The following is a 14,501-nucleotide window of genomic DNA, read 5'->3' as shown; positions in this document are numbered from 1 at the left end:
GCTTTAGATGTAATCACTTCCTTTGAAAATAAAAGAGTTTTCCAGAATATTTATTATGAACAAGGTGTTAGAGTCATATTTATCTATTTGTCACTTCACCGACAAAACTGTTTGAGCTTGTATTTTTAATATGAATTTCTATCACACTCCCTGTAGAGGCTTCTGTATCCACAACAACAGGTAAAAGCCAAGGGGAACGCCCTACCATTTGTCCTGAGTGACGCCCAGTTTTTTCAATAAGAACATCCGTTTTTTGACCAACCTTAGAACGCAAAAATGCATTTTGTTGCTCAAGAAGAAGGACTTGCAAATGTTGAAGACGGGCATCTTTTACAGATTCGTCAACATGGTTTTTCATTGTGGCTCCCACGGTTCCAGGACGGGGGGAATATTTAAAAGAATAAGCTGAACTGTATTGTACTTGTTGAATAAGTTTAATGGTTTCTTCAAAGTCTTCATCTGTTTCTCCTGGAAACCCTACAATAAAATCGCCTGAAAAGGCAATATCTGGTCGTGCAGCTCGAATTTTTTCGATAATATGCAGATAATGAGCGCTTTTATGCTGGCGGTTCATGGCTTTTAAGATGCGATCTGAACCGGATTGCACAGGCAGATGCAGGTAAGGCATTAACATATCAAGATCTCGATGTGCAGCAATAAGGCTATCATCCATATCACGCGGGTGGCTGGTTGTATAACGCAAACGCTTTAAACCATCGAGTTTTGCAAGATGATAAAGAAGATCGCCAAGGCGCCAAGTTTTGCCATCAGCACTTTGTCCATGCCAACCATTAACATTTTGTCCAAGTAGCGTAATTTCTTTAACACCCGCTTCAATGAGTTGACGGGCTTCTTCGGTAATTTGTTCGACAGAGCGCGATATTTCAGCACCTCGCGTATAAGGCACAACACAAAAAGTGCAAAATTTATCGCACCCTTCCTGTACGGTTAAAAAGGCGCTAACACCCCGCTTTCTAACTGAACGTTTATTATGCGGCGGTAAATGAGCAAATTTATCTTCAACAGCATAATCCGTTTCGATAATTTTTTTGCCTTGTTTGGTTTTTTCTAACAATTCTGGCAAGCGATGATACATTTGCGGACCAATAACGAGATCCACTATTGGAGCCCGACGCAAGATTTCACTACCCTCAGCTTGAGCAACACAACCCGTTACGCCAACGGTCAAGGGTTTATCCGGTGTTCGTTCTTGACGCATAACACGCAAACGGCCCAGATCAGAATAAAGTTTTTCTGCTGCTTTTTCACGAATATGACAGGTATTAACAAGAATAAGATCGGCATCATTGGGCGTTTGTGTTGTCACATAGCCTTGTGCACTGAGACTGTCAGTCATCCGTTGGCTATCATAAACATTCATTTGACACCCATAGGTTTTGATAAAAACCTTTTTAGGAGCCACAGGAGATGTATTTTTAGGATTCACTTTATTCATGGTGTCTGTCTAAACGTTTTTTACATAAATCTCAATCTATTTGCTTAAAAGTTTTTTGCATGATGATTGCATCACCACGACTATTTTTTGACGAATAGTAGGCAAGACGTTCAGAAATTTTTTGAAATTCGAAGCGTTGATAAAGGTTTAAAGCAGAAAGATTTGTAGATTCTACTTCCAAGAATAGTTTTGTAGCACGCTTATCGCGAAGATGGCGAAGTGTTCGATCGATAAGCAAAGTGCCCATTCCTTGTTGATGATGATGAGGATGGACAGCAATTGTGATGATTTCTGCTTCATCAAGAATGAGACGGCATAGGCAAAAACCTAAAATTTGATCAGATCTCTCAATAAGAAAAACTTTGTATCCGAAGATCGAGTGATCTGTTAAAAAGGTATCAAAAGCTTGTTTTTCCCAAGCAGGCGTAAAGCAATGTTGATGAATTTTGTGAAGAGAAACACTATCACTAACTTGGAGTGGAGCAATTCCAAAATGTTTTTTTGTCAATGAAAATTCGGACATACTTTTTTTCGTGGTAAAGCAAAATCGGTTTGTTGTTTTGCATCAGCACTGCGTAGATAAAGGGGACGAGGTGAATTTTTTGGTTGTCTGTTTGCGGCAAGATAAGCATAGTTTGCAATATCCGCTGCTTCGCAAGGGATTTTTTCTAGGATAATTTTTTCGTTTATTTTATGGTTTTTAATGTGTTCCATAACGATATCAGTCGCTGGACCCGTCAGTTGGGTTTTTTTTGGTAAATCTTCGAGGATATTTTCAATTGTTTTTAATCCTGGCGCTCCTAAAGGAGTGAGATCATGATGGAAGTTTTGATGGTAGAACATGTCTCTTCCTGCTTCAATGACAACAGTAATTGCTGATGCAGTATTTTTACGGGTTGTGACTTGTGCAGCTAAAGCTTCAAGTGCACTTACTCCAACAGCTGGTATCTCAAGTGCTAATGCCAAAGCGCGTGCTGTGGCAACACCAACACGGATACCCGTAAACGATCCAGGTCCAACATTGACAGCAATACGCTCAACTTGATCAAGCGTCATATTTGCTTGTGTCATTATTTGTGTAATCTGCCCAATAAGTTTTTCAGCATGCCCTTTATTCATGCGCTCATTGATACGTGCAATAACAGATTTATGACGAATGAGCGCAACAGCACAATAAATTGAAGCAGTATCGATAGCAAGAATAAGCATAAAAATATTTTAATTGAATAAGACAATAGACAAAAGGTCTACTGTATTTTAAATTTCTTTTATCATTGTATAGTTTATTTGTAAAAAAGTTGCTAGTGCCAATAAGCAACAATATCTTTTTATGGAATAGGATGAGATGTTGATTTGATCCTTATTATTAATATATTGATTTTATACACTTCATGGGGAATAGGGGCGTAAAAGGAAGTTTATGTGTCTTGAGAGTTTTTTTATCAGCATGTGAATGAGCAACTTGCATATGCTTTATTTTATTTTGGGTGTTTTCCTTTTCGTAAGTGTTTTGACCTCATTAAAAAGTATATTCTGTCAATTTTTGATAAAAACTTTAGCTTTATGAAAGCAATAATGAAGGAAATGGTATTATTTTTATGCGCTATGTATTTTGATCTTCCTCCCTTGCAAATCATTATGAACTGAAAAGCCAGTTTGATAGTCTTCACTGGATATCTAATATCACAGTTCTTTCAATTTTTAGTATAGAATAATGAGCAATTTTTTAAGTTCTACTGTTTTATGAAAGAGCTGATTCAACATTGGTGTGTCTTTGAATTAATTATATGGTTATGCTCCGTTAAAAAAGAAATAATAATATTTTAAAATGTTATTTGGTTTAAATTAATTAATTGTATCATAATAAGGCTACAAATACCGAGAATAATGATGGAACAAGTTGAAGCCAAAATAACACGCCAGCCTGCTTTTTTTAATGAACGGATATCAACGCCTAATCCTAATGCTGCCATTGAGATGATCGTTAATACTTGAGCAGTTAATTTAATGGGGTTGATAGCTGCTTCAGAAATAAGTCCACTTGAACGGACAAGCATCATCATAACAAAACCAATAATAAACCATGGCACAAGAGTGTGCCAACGTAAGCGTGTTTGCGATGAGCGATGGTAGATGATTGAAAGAGCAAAAATAAGAGGACCTAACAACAAAACCCGCACCAATTTAACAACTGTTGCAATTTGGACACTTACAAAGGATATGGATGCTGTTGCGGCTAAAACTTGTGGTACAGCGTAAACAACCATGCCGGCAAGCACACCATATTGATTAAAGGATAAATTCAAAAATGGATGTGCAAAAGGGAGACATAAAATAATAAGAATACCCAAAAGAGCAGTAAAAGCAATTGATGCGGCGACTTCATCATGTTTTGCTTTAATGACAGGCGCAACGGCAACAATAGCTGAATTGCCACAAATAGCATTTCCATAAGCCACCAACATTGCTAAATGAGAAGAAAGCCCAAAAAATCTACCGATAAAAAAACTAATAAGAATAGTTATGAATATAACGAATATGATGCTAGCAAGCAAACTCCAGCCGGTTGAAAGAACAGCGTGAATACTAATGCTTGCTCCTAAAAGAACAATAGCAATTTCAAGAAGTGTTTTTGCACAAAAAGTTATCCCTTTTTGGAAATACGTTGGTAAAGGAAAACAACTACGGGTGATTGATCCTAAGAGAATTGCTAAAACAAGACTTTCAAGCCATGCTTCGGAGAAAAGCTGCTTCTCTGTGACTTCTAAACCGTAAGCTAAGGCTGATATAAGTAAACATGCTAGAATACCAGGACCAAAGTCGTTTAAAAGTGACAGATTTTTTTTGATCATTTTAATATTTTCCCCCATAAAAAGAGTTAAAAGAAAGTTTTAAAGATTTGTTCTTGCTTGTACGGCTGCCGCTAAAGTGCCATCATCAAGATAATCGAGCTCACCTCCTACAGGAACACCATGAGCAAGTCGTGTAATTTTAACCGAAAAATTGGAAAGCTGATCGGTGATGTAGTGAGCAGTTGTTTGTCCTTCAACAGTTGCATTGACAGCAAGAATAACTTCCGTAATTGGGTTTTGTTCAACACGTTGTATTAAGGTAGCAATGTTGAGTTCGTCAGGGCCTATTCCATCTAAGGGAGAGAGTCGTCCACCCAATACATGATAACGTGCTGCTAAAGTTTTTGCACGCTCAAGAGCCCACAGATCAGCGATATCCTCGACAACAATGATTGTTGTATCATCACGTCGCGAATCTGTACAAATTGAACAAGGATCAACAGTATCGACATTTCCACAAACAGAACAAATGCAAACTTTATCGACAGCAGCTTGTATTGCCGCTCCTAAAGGCTCCATCAAAGTTTCTTTTTTTTTAATAAGATGAAGCGCGGCACGACGCGCTGAACGCGGACCAAGACCTGGCAACCGTGCTAAAATCTGAATGAGACGCTCAATCTCAGGTCCTGCAATGTATTTAGACATATATTTTGTTCCATGGGAAAAAGCCGTTTCATTAAAATGGAAGCTTGAAACCTGATGGGAGTGGTAGCCCTGCTGTCATGTTCTTTGTTTTTTCTTCTAGTGCGTTGTCAATTTTTGTCCTTGCTTCATTATGAGCCGCCATGATGAGATCCGCAAGAATTTCAGTTTCTTCCGGTTTGAGTAATGAAGGATCAATTTGAATTGCTATTATAATATTTTTGCCATTTAAAGTGATACTGACGAGATCACCGCCTGCAGTACCGGTAGCTTGCAGATTAGCCATTTCCTCTTGAATTTGCTGCATTTTTTCTTTCATTTCTTTGGCTTTTTTCATCATACTCATCATTTCACGCATAGGAATAGGTATCCTTATTCATCATTACTATCATTTTCATTTTTCAAGAGACCGGTATTTTTAAAGGTATCATAGATTAAATCAAGATCATTTTCTTCTTTGTTGAGTCGAATATCGACAATTTTTGATTCTGGGAAATGGTTGAGGATTTTTGCAATATCAGGATTTGTCTCTGCATTGGAAAAAAGAGTTTTTTGAATCGCTACACTTTCTTCCTGTAAGGTTGGACCGCCTCCTTCATTAACAAAAGTTATCACATAGCGTTTTTCAGCCCATTGAGAGAGCTTTTTTTCGATATCATGGGTAAGAAAGCGTGGAGTATTTTCAGAAAGTCTTAATGTAATATGCCCGTCTTCAAAAGAAACAGGATGAACAAATTCTTTAATGAGGAGTTTGAAAGGAACATCATTATGTTGTTCGGCTAATTTAACAATATCGTGCAAAGAATTAATCGCTAGAGTTTTAGGTTTGGTAATCTCTTGCGTTGCTAGATGCGATGAATTTGCATTCTTTTCAGAAAGATCAACAGTTTCCATTATTGCAGGTGCGTTGGTGCTTTCAGGAGTTTGGGTCTTGATTGAGTTTTCCGGTTGTAAGGAATGATCTAATTGGTTTTCAAAAGATGGTGTTAAATCTGATTGCTCTGTTGATGTATTGGAAACGCTTGAGGAAGCATGGACATCAATTGTTGTTTCTTTTGTTGTGTTGTTGATGTTTGTGGATTCTTGATGAGGAGCATTTGTAATGAGAGTGAGAGATGTTTTTTCTTGCGTAAGCTTTTTTAAAGCTTCATCAAGAGTGGGGAGGTCAGCTGTGTGAGCAAGACGAATTAAAAGCATTTCAGCAGCTTGAAGTGGATGTGCAGTTTGATTAACTTCTTGTAAACCTTTGAGTAACATTTGCCAGTTTCGGGATAAAACAGGAACGGAAAGTTTTTTTGAAAAGTCTAAACTTCTTAAACGTTGCTCTTCAGTCAGTGAGAAATCTTCCACTATTTCTGGTGTAAAACGTAAACGTGTGACCAGATGATTAAAATCGGCTAGTTCTGTCAATATAGTAAGGGGATCAGCGCCTGCATCATATTGATTGCGTAATTCATGTAATGCGTGGACAACATTACCCTTCATGATAAATTCAAAGAGATCAATAATACGTGCTTGATCCGCTAATCCTAGCATCGTGCGAACTGCCGTGGCATTAACATTGCCATTACTATGGGCAATTGCTTGATCAAAAATGGATAATGCATCACGGACAGAGCCTTCTGCTGCACGAACAATCATAGAGAGTGCTTGATCTTCTACTTCGACCTTTTCATATTGCGCAATTTGGCGCAAATGTGCACTCAAAGCTTTTGATTCAATCCGTCGCAAATCAAAACGTTGACAACGTGAAAGGATGGTAATAGGAACTTTGCGAATTTCCGTTGTGGCAAAAATAAATTTTACATGGGATGGTGGCTCTTCAAGAGTTTTCAACAAACCATTAAAGGCCTGCGTTGAGAGCATATGAACTTCATCGATAATATAAACCTTATAGCGCGCAGACACAGGACGATAGCGTATTTGTTCAATAATTTCACGAATATCGTCAATACCTGTATGAGAAGCGGCATCCATTTCTATAACATCAATATGGCGCCCTTCAATAATTTGTGTGCAATGCTCACCAAGAGAGTCTAATACAGTTGTTGGTTGGTCAATATCTTTTGTTTTATAATTGAGCGCACGTGCCAAAATACGTGCTGTTGTCGTTTTACCTACACCACGAATCCCTGTTAACATCCATGCTTGTGCAATGCGACCTTTTTCAAAGGCATTGGTAAGAGTACGCACCATAGCTTCCTGACCAATGAGGTCAGAAAAGTTTTGAGGTCGATATTTACGAGCAAGAACACGATAGGCTGTTTCTACCGGTGCATTTTTCATGAATGTTTCCAACTTCGAAGTTCTTTATGCGTACATTTTGATCATAGACCAAGCACAGGTCAATACCGTACTCTCATATAAAAGGATTTTTTCTCAATCAATTTATTTTTTATGGGATCATTAGCTTAAAAATAACAAAGTCCCTTAATACTTGCTGCACACAAAGGCCACTCTTGAAAGAGGCGATACCTTGCTAAAAGATAGCATGAAAATAACTTCTTCAGCAAAATAGGAGGCCGGCACGATGACCCGTACCAAAACTCGTTGGGGCTGCTTCTTTCCAGACCTGACCCAGTTGGCGAGCAGTTCGTCCATCACCAACCTCCCAAGTTTATATTGTCGATCTGACATGAAAAATCAAGCTTAGAAACGAAAAATATCATAAGAACGAGAAATAATTTTCTTTTGCGTTTAATTTATGGGTATATAAACAACAAAGAGGGCAAAAATTATCAGTTTCCATAGTAGAGTAACTCTTCCTATGATATTTAGTATAAAATATTTACTTCGTTTAAGGTAATCTAGACGCATGATTACGCTCATTTGCTCAAATCTGTAAGAGTTGGATACGGACCTCTGTTCCAAAACTACGAGAAAGCATAGAAAATTTGCAATAAAAAAGGCAAATAAAGCATAGAGATCATGCATGGGTTGAAATAAGGAAGTTAGACGAAGAGTGTTGTTTTATGAATAATTATAACATATTGATTGAACGATATCATTCTCTTTATGTAAAACAGAACATCTCAAGCAGAGCTTTATGTTATCCATTTACATGTTTTTTAAGATATTTTTCTATACATCTCACGCTATTTTACAACATTACTCGTAAAGAGTATACACACTTGCTTATGAAGTACAAATTCATTGTGCACGACCATCTTTATGCTTAATATAAAGGATAAGCTGGTCCCCCCTCATATTATCTAACAGTCCCCAATATTGTGGTCTCTTGCATTTAAGAGGATTCATAAGAAGCATTTTTATGTCTTTTTTCAATCATTTTGCCTCATATACCACTTCCATTTATAATTTTTAAGGATTTAATATTAAGAAAATCAAATACTTATCACGAAAAGTTGATATCTTATAATGCTACGATATTATTTCTATAGTGAATAAGAATAACAAAGATGTAATATTTTTTCTCTTAAAATATATATTAAAGACTAAGCAGACGCTATTGCTCTTTTTTCTTGAACGCTGATTCCCTTAATTATTAATAAAATTTTTTTTGTATATTCCAAGAAGGATTAACGTATGGATTCCCTTCATTAGAGACAAGATTTCATAGCTCTTTTAAGAACTATATGTATGCAAAAAGTCGGGACAACATTAAGAGCTATAAAATAAGACGGTTCTGGTTACATAAGCGTAAAAACAGTGTTTTTATATAAGCGATATTAAAATCATGAAACGCTTCAATAATGAGAGAAAAGCAAGATAATCTGTTCCAAAAGCCTAAACGAATATGATTTAAAATGGAATTGGGTTTCTCGCGTTAATAGCACTGAAAAAATACAGTGGGGATTTTTCGTGTATAGATCTACAATAGCGTTACCATTCTTATTAACCTAAGTGATTTGTGTAAATGCGTTTTATAATGCTTTAAGATGAAGCTATTATGAAGGAAAAACTTGTTTTATTTAATTTTAAAATCAGCTTTGATAGCAAAAAATACAGAATAATTTAAATTGTTGCAAAACTTTTTTAAATATTTATTGCCTATAGCAGTAAAAAGCTCCCCACAAATCCAGCTTTAATAATTTATTATGCCAGATTTTGAAAAAACTAAAAAGCAAGATCACTTGTTGAAGCTTAGATATTGATGAGAAATATTATTAATCATAATCTCCTGTATCACAGTTTGTTCCAATAACTTTTTTCTTCGTAATATTTTTGAAAATATAATTTCCAGATGAAGGAAAGCTGATATGAAGAGATGTTATATTTTTCAATATAAAGATCTTCTTTTCCTTATCGTGGATTATTTTTTCATTATCATCAGCAACAATTCTCAATTTGTCTAAATCAGAAGGAGCTGAATACGATAAAGTAAAGGATACTTTTTTCGGTTTAAATACCTCGCAAGAATATTCAGCTCCTTGACGGACGATATCGGAGGGGACAATTGTAATACTTTCATCGGGCGCAAAATCCCATTCTCTCTCACCAAATCCAGCAAAGGCAACACTAGAGCATGTGAGAATAGTGGCAGCTAATAACCCTTTCGTGAAGCTTTTTTTCATTATCCTTTCCTTTTTTCTTAAAGTAGAATGAATTATAAATCAGTTTTTATAAATAGGAAAATTCAAACGTAATACAAAGAATATGGTTAAATAGCATCTTATAGTTCTATAAAAAGCACGTTGAAAATTATCTGAATTCAAGAAATTTGAATGGTTTGTTATCTCAAATATACGCTGATGATAAGCTGAATTGTTTTTATGAGCTAATTTAGAAGTTCGTTATTTTTATTGGAATAAATCGCTATAGAAAGTGATATGTTTTCTGAAAGATCCTTCTTTATATATGAAAAATGGAAAGTACAAGTGCTTTCATTTTCGTTTATTGTTTTTCTTTACAAGAGCTCTTTGTACGCGTCGAATTACTATTTGTCATCATGTAATTTGTCAAAAAACATTATCAAAACTATTTATATATTCTATTATCGGATATTATTACTCTTTTTCTTTTTGCTTTAGCTTCATAATGAAGGACGTTTAACATAAAAAAATGCGTTTTTCTAAGATACATTGCATTATAGGATTTTTAGGATATCCTTCGAGATTAGCAAAACATGATGGTGGTTTTGTTGCTTTTACATATGCGATGTTCGATCATTTTGTGCGGGATAAGTACCGATAATACGTAATTCAGCAGAAAAGAAAGACAATTCTTCTAAGGCAAGTTTCATCATGGGATCTTCAGGATGCCCTTCAATATCAACAAAGAATTGCGTTGCATTAAAATTTCCACCAATTTGATAGCTTTCTAATTTTGTCATATTGATACCATTCGTTGCAAATCCTCCCATGGCTTTGTAGAGAGCAGCGGGGACATTACGCACTCGAAAAAGCAGACTGGTGATAATTTTTTGGCCATTTGTAGGTTTGGGGACATGTCGTTTGGATCGTGAAAGAATGACAAAACGGGTAATATTATGAGGGTTATCTTCAACATTTCTTTCAAGAACATCAAGCCCGTAGAGCTCTGCTGCGATCAGAGGGGCTAAAGCTGCTTGTGAACGTTGAGCGCTTTTTTTAATAAATTTTGCAGCTCCAGCGGTGTCTTCAGAAACAACAGGTTTCCAACCATTATTTCGTATGATTTTTCGGCATTGTGCCAGGGCATGCGTATGGCTGTGAACGGTTTTAATTTCATCATGGGTAACGCCAGGCAAAACCATGAGTTGAAAGTGGATAGGCAAAAAATATTCATCAATAATATAAAGCGATGATTGTGGTAAGAGATGATGAATGTCTGCAACGCGTCCAGCAAGAGTATTTTCAATCGGGATCATAGCAAGATCAGCTTTCCCATTTTCCACTAAATTAAGAGCGTCTTCAAAAGTAGCAGAGGGAACAGCCTCCATATGGGGAAATATATTAGAGCAAGCAATATGGGAATTAGCACCGTATTCTCCTTGGAAAGAGATTTTATTGGTTTTTTTGAGTGTTTTCATGCTAAAATCTTACGTACTCTATCGAGATCACGTTGTGTGTCTACACCTAAGGGAATCGTATCGATTATTTCCACATCGATACGCATATTATGCTCTAATGCACGTAATTGTTCAAGTTTTTCACGCATCTCGAGTGTAGAGGGTTTGAATGATACAAATTTCTCGAGTGCTTCACGCCGATAGGCGTATAGTCCAATATGATGATAAAGAACCCCCTCTCCATAGGGAGCTGTGGCACGCGTGAAATAAAGAGCACGAAGGCGATTTTGAGAAAGCGGTGTCCCAATGATTTTGACAACATTGGGATCTCTTTTTTCATCTTCCGCAATGATTTGAGCCCCCAAGGTTGCAATATCAGTAAAGCTATTTTCTAAAGGACGTAATGCACTGATGATTTCATGAGGCATTATCGTCGGGAGATCCCCTTGTATATTCAAAATGGCATTATAGCGTTGTTTAGAATCAACACGCATCAAAGCTTCATAAATACGATCAGAGCCAGACTTATGATCATCTCGTGTTATGATACATTCATGCCCATATTCTGCAACAGCTTTGGCGATATCATGGTGATCTGTTGCAACGATTGTGCGCCCTATTGCCGCTTTTTTAGCTTGTTCCGCAACATGGACAATCATCGGCTTTCCTGCGATTTCAGCGAGGGCTTTTTGGGGAAGGCGCGTTGAGCCTATACGGGCAGGAATAAGAATAATCGGTTCAAGAGCCATTGCAAGATTCCAAATGTCGTCTATGATACATTTATAATGTTGTGTGTTATAAAGAAAAAGCTTAAACTCAAAATGGTAATGAAACCATGAATATTTGAGTTTTTATGAATTTCTCGAGGGTTATCTATTTTATTTGTGCTTGTTTATGTGTACTGGTCGTTGTTGTGGGAATTTCCACACTCAGCGATATAGTTTATGATCATTCTACATTCGTTGAAGATCATCATACTGTTGCCAAGAATAATACATTTAAAGAAGAAAAGAAAGAACCTGAAATTTTTCTATCACTCAATAGCCGCCTTCAGCAAGGAAATCTTGAAAATGGGCGTAAAATTTTTCGTCAATGTGCGATATGCCATACTTCTGGACGCAATCAAGCAGGGCGTGTTGGTCCAGTTCTTTGGGAGATTGTTAACCGTCCTTTGGCATCAACAGCAGGTTTTGCCTATTCACGGGCATTGCGTGCACATTCTGATCAAAAATGGGATTTTGTCAATTTGGATCGTTATCTACATTCTCCACGTCAAGCGTTTCCTGGAACCATTATGTCGTTCCGTGGCATTAAAAATGACCAAGATCGTGCAGATCTTTTGCTCTATTTGCGCAGTTTATCCGATAATCCTGTTCCCATACCAAGGGATAATGGTAAAGCGAATAAACCAAGCTAAAATCAGAGATACTCACTTTAGAAAAAAATGCAATGTTTTTTGTAATTTGATTCTGAAGGCTTTATCATAAGGACCTTCATTGATGTTTTGATAGGAAAAAGTCTTTCACACAAAACAGAACGCACTTCACGTCGCACATTCATCCGCTTATTTTAAAGAGATTTTTTCTACAAGAGGTCTTCAATATTTATGATAAATTTAAACGTTTCGATTGTTTACAGCATTTCGATGATTTGCTGTAAAACATCCAGTTTCAATACACATCGTAAGAGTTTTGAAAATGAGAAGGGATAAAATCATGCTTCTCAAAGCTTCTTATTCGTTTAAGGTATTTTCTTTATAATTTTTCCGTTTATAGGTAATAATATTAAATTGCGCTAATAATCCATTATAGAGAAGGATCTTTCCTACGAGTGGTTCTCCGGTGTTTGTGATTATTTTAATCGCTTCCATTGCTTGTAGGGTTCCAATAACGCCGGGTAAAACACCAATGATTCCAGCTTCAGCACATGTTGGGATAGTCCCAGGAGCAGGAGGTGTGGGGAATAAATCACGATAGTGAGGGTTATTGTCCTTATACGGCATCAGGACGGTTAATGAGCCATTAAAACGTTCTACAGCACCGCTTATTAAAGGCTTTTTGCATTGGGCTGCGTGATCAGCAAGAAGATAGCGTGTGGTAAAATTATCACTTCCATCAACAATAATATGGTAGGCATTGAGCAGTTTATCCACATTACTTTTCTCTAAGCGTAGGGTGTGTTTTTCAACCGTAACATTGGGATTTATAGCTTTTATAGTGGTTTCAGCACTGTCTGTTTTGCTTTGGTTGATTGCATCTGTCTTATGAATAATTTGACGTTGTAAATTGGAAAGTGAAACGGTATCGTTATCGACAATTCCAAGGGTTCCAATACCTGCGGCGGCTAAATAAGTTAAGACAGGCGCTCCAAGACCACCAGCACCCACAACAAGAACACGCGCTTTTTTGAGCTTTTGTTGCCCCGCTCCACCAATTTCAGGCAAAATGATGTGGCGTGCATAGCGTTCGATTTCTTCGTTGTTGAATTTTATATCTGTTTCTTGTGTCATGAATTTTCTCTTGTCATCGTTCTTTTATTGTTTACTAAGTTTATGATGTATAAACCAGTCTGCTTTTAAGCTAAGGGAGGATTTATTTATGAAAATTGCCATTCAGATGGATCATATTTCAACAGTTCGGATTCAAGGAGATACGACATTTGCACTCGCTTTAGCAGCGCAAGAACGTGGACACTCTCTCTTCCATTATACACCAGATCGTTTATCTTTGCGCGATGGTTGTGTGATTGCACAACTAGAGTCATTGACTGTCCATGATGAAGAGGGAAACCATTATCAATTAGGAAAGCCTATTCGCATGGAATTAAGAGATATGGATGTGGTTCTTTTGCGCCAAGATCCGCCTTTTGATCTCAATTATATTACCACGACTCATTTATTAGAACGCATTCATCCGAAAACACTCGTTGTGAATGATCCGGCATGGGTACGCAATAGTCCAGAAAAAATTTTTGTGACTGAATTTTCTGATTTGATGCCAGAAACATTAATTACCAAAGATATTGAAGAAATAACAGCTTTTAGAGAGACATTTGGCGATATTATTGTGAAACCACTTTATGGGAATGGCGGCGCTGGTGTTTTTTATTTAAAACAAGATGATCGCAATTTAGCATCATTGCTGGAAATGTTTTCAGACATTTATCGCGAACCTTTTATTGTTCAGCGTTATTTAGAGGCAGTACGAAAAGGCGATAAACGAATTATTTTGCTTGATGGAACGCCTGTTGGAGCCATTAATCGAATTCCGACAAAAACAGATGTGCGCTCTAACATGCATGTTGGAGGTCGCGCGGAAAATGTTGCATTAACAAAACGTGATTATGAGATTTGTGAACGCATTGGTCCAGCCTTAAAAGAGCGTGGTCTTCTTTTTGTGGGGATTGATGTGATTGGAGATTATATAACAGAAATCAATGTGACATCTCCTACGGGAATTCGTGAAATTAAGCGCTTCTGCGGTACAGATGTTGCGCATCTGTTTTGGGATGTTGTTGAGTTAAAACGTTCAAAATGATTTGTTTGACAAAGAGCCAACACATGGTTTTGTAAAAAAATGATTCATGTTGTTTTTTTATATTT

Annotated in this window: 13 protein-coding genes and 1 other RNA gene; 2 read left to right on the top strand and 12 right to left on the bottom strand. The window is 36.9% G+C overall.

Annotated elements, in window-relative coordinates; translation table 11 throughout:
* Positions 1-79: 79 nt before the first annotated feature.
* From miaB to FNZ60_RS00940, 11 genes are all read right to left on the bottom strand, one after another.
* Complete coding sequence (gene miaB / locus FNZ60_RS00990) at positions 80-1,456, bottom strand: tRNA (N6-isopentenyl adenosine(37)-C2)-methylthiotransferase MiaB (RefSeq protein ID WP_142415897.1); 1,377 nt, start codon at positions 1,454-1,456, stop codon at positions 80-82.
* A 31-nt stretch (positions 1,457-1,487) separates the two neighbouring features.
* Positions 1,488-1,979 carry a ribosomal protein S18-alanine N-acetyltransferase gene (rimI, locus tag FNZ60_RS00985; RefSeq protein ID WP_142415896.1) on the bottom strand — a complete coding sequence of 164 codons (492 nt, stop codon included), beginning with the start codon at positions 1,977-1,979 and terminating at the stop codon, positions 1,488-1,490.
* Positions 1,961-2,665 carry a tRNA (adenosine(37)-N6)-threonylcarbamoyltransferase complex dimerization subunit type 1 TsaB gene (gene tsaB, locus FNZ60_RS00980; RefSeq protein ID WP_142415895.1) on the bottom strand — a complete coding sequence of 235 codons (705 nt, stop codon included), beginning with the start codon at positions 2,663-2,665 and terminating at the stop codon, positions 1,961-1,963. The genes rimI and tsaB overlap by 19 nt, the downstream gene beginning before the upstream one ends.
* A gap of 614 nt (positions 2,666-3,279) precedes the next feature.
* Entirely contained in the window at positions 3,280-4,308 is a 1,029-nt protein-coding gene (locus FNZ60_RS00975) for a YeiH family protein (RefSeq protein ID WP_142415894.1), read from the bottom strand.
* A 39-nt stretch (positions 4,309-4,347) separates the two neighbouring features.
* Positions 4,348-4,953: a recombination mediator RecR gene (recR, locus tag FNZ60_RS00970; RefSeq protein WP_142415893.1), complete on the bottom strand. Its 606-nt coding sequence runs from the start codon at positions 4,951-4,953 to the stop codon at positions 4,348-4,350.
* A gap of 31 nt (positions 4,954-4,984) precedes the next feature.
* Positions 4,985-5,308 (bottom strand): YbaB/EbfC family nucleoid-associated protein, encoded by a 324-nt coding sequence (locus FNZ60_RS00965; protein ID WP_142415892.1) that lies wholly within the window; start codon positions 5,306-5,308, stop codon positions 4,985-4,987.
* Positions 5,309-5,322: 14 nt separating this feature from the next.
* On the bottom strand, positions 5,323-7,236 hold the full coding sequence (locus tag FNZ60_RS00960; protein WP_142415891.1) for a DNA polymerase III subunit gamma/tau: 1,914 nt from the start codon (positions 7,234-7,236) through the stop codon (positions 5,323-5,325).
* A gap of 228 nt (positions 7,237-7,464) precedes the next feature.
* An RNA gene (gene ffs, locus FNZ60_RS00955) (signal recognition particle sRNA small type) lies at positions 7,465-7,562 on the bottom strand.
* Between the two features lie 1,515 nt (positions 7,563-9,077).
* The gene (locus FNZ60_RS00950) at positions 9,078-9,485 is read right to left on the bottom strand and encodes a hypothetical protein (RefSeq protein ID WP_142415890.1); all 408 of its coding nucleotides are present in this window, start codon (positions 9,483-9,485) and stop codon (positions 9,078-9,080) included.
* Positions 9,486-10,057: 572 nt separating this feature from the next.
* Positions 10,058-10,921, bottom strand: a complete 864-nt coding sequence (locus FNZ60_RS00945) for a prephenate dehydratase (RefSeq protein ID WP_142415889.1) — start codon at positions 10,919-10,921, stop codon at positions 10,058-10,060.
* Entirely contained in the window at positions 10,918-11,649 is a 732-nt protein-coding gene (locus FNZ60_RS00940) for a 3-deoxy-manno-octulosonate cytidylyltransferase (RefSeq protein ID WP_142415888.1), read from the bottom strand. The genes FNZ60_RS00945 and FNZ60_RS00940 overlap by 4 nt, the downstream gene beginning before the upstream one ends.
* Before the next feature lie 104 nt (positions 11,650-11,753).
* Here FNZ60_RS00940 and FNZ60_RS00935 point away from each other — a divergent pair, with 104 nt between their 5' ends.
* Positions 11,754-12,317: a c-type cytochrome gene (locus FNZ60_RS00935; RefSeq protein ID WP_142415887.1), complete on the top strand. Its 564-nt coding sequence runs from the start codon at positions 11,754-11,756 to the stop codon at positions 12,315-12,317.
* Positions 12,318-12,632: 315 nt separating this feature from the next.
* On the opposite strand, the gene FNZ60_RS00930 is transcribed toward FNZ60_RS00935, so the two are convergent.
* The gene (locus tag FNZ60_RS00930; RefSeq protein ID WP_142415886.1) at positions 12,633-13,409 is read right to left on the bottom strand and encodes a molybdopterin-synthase adenylyltransferase MoeB; all 777 of its coding nucleotides are present in this window, start codon (positions 13,407-13,409) and stop codon (positions 12,633-12,635) included.
* Between the two features lie 88 nt (positions 13,410-13,497).
* On the opposite strand from FNZ60_RS00930, the gene gshB reads away from it, so the two are divergent.
* Positions 13,498-14,436, top strand: a complete 939-nt coding sequence (gene gshB, locus FNZ60_RS00925) for a glutathione synthase (protein WP_142415885.1) — start codon at positions 13,498-13,500, stop codon at positions 14,434-14,436.
* The last annotated feature ends 65 nt before the right edge of the window (positions 14,437-14,501 follow it).

The organism is Bartonella massiliensis (assembly GCF_902150025.1).
In the GTDB taxonomy this organism is placed as follows: Bacteria; Pseudomonadota; Alphaproteobacteria; order Rhizobiales; family Rhizobiaceae; genus Bartonella; species Bartonella massiliensis.
Note: the sequence above shows the minus strand (reverse complement) of the source record. Positions and strands in the feature narration are given on the sequence as shown.

Excerpts from the sequence above, each read along its gene's own strand:
- miaB (WP_142415897.1), bottom strand. The coding sequence starts at position 1,456 with ATGAATAAAGTGAATCCTAAAAATACATCTCCTGTGGCTCCTAAAAAG.
- rimI (WP_142415896.1), bottom strand. The coding sequence starts at position 1,979 with ATGTCCGAATTTTCATTGACAAAAAAACATTTTGGAATTGCTCCACTC.
- tsaB (WP_142415895.1), bottom strand. The coding sequence starts at position 2,665 with ATGCTTATTCTTGCTATCGATACTGCTTCAATTTATTGTGCTGTTGCG.
- FNZ60_RS00975 (WP_142415894.1), bottom strand. The coding sequence starts at position 4,308 with ATGATCAAAAAAAATCTGTCACTTTTAAACGACTTTGGTCCTGGTATT.
- recR (WP_142415893.1), bottom strand. The coding sequence starts at position 4,953 with ATGTCTAAATACATTGCAGGACCTGAGATTGAGCGTCTCATTCAGATT.
- FNZ60_RS00965 (WP_142415892.1), bottom strand. The coding sequence starts at position 5,308 with ATGCGTGAAATGATGAGTATGATGAAAAAAGCCAAAGAAATGAAAGAA.
- FNZ60_RS00960 (WP_142415891.1), bottom strand. The coding sequence starts at position 7,236 with ATGAAAAATGCACCGGTAGAAACAGCCTATCGTGTTCTTGCTCGTAAA.
- FNZ60_RS00950 (WP_142415890.1), bottom strand. The coding sequence starts at position 9,485 with ATGAAAAAAAGCTTCACGAAAGGGTTATTAGCTGCCACTATTCTCACA.
- FNZ60_RS00945 (WP_142415889.1), bottom strand. The coding sequence starts at position 10,921 with ATGAAAACACTCAAAAAAACCAATAAAATCTCTTTCCAAGGAGAATAC.
- FNZ60_RS00940 (WP_142415888.1), bottom strand. The coding sequence starts at position 11,649 with ATGGCTCTTGAACCGATTATTCTTATTCCTGCCCGTATAGGCTCAACG.
- FNZ60_RS00935 (WP_142415887.1), top strand. The coding sequence starts at position 11,754 with ATGAATTTCTCGAGGGTTATCTATTTTATTTGTGCTTGTTTATGTGTA.
- FNZ60_RS00930 (WP_142415886.1), bottom strand. The coding sequence starts at position 13,409 with ATGACACAAGAAACAGATATAAAATTCAACAACGAAGAAATCGAACGC.
- gshB (WP_142415885.1), top strand. The coding sequence starts at position 13,498 with ATGAAAATTGCCATTCAGATGGATCATATTTCAACAGTTCGGATTCAA.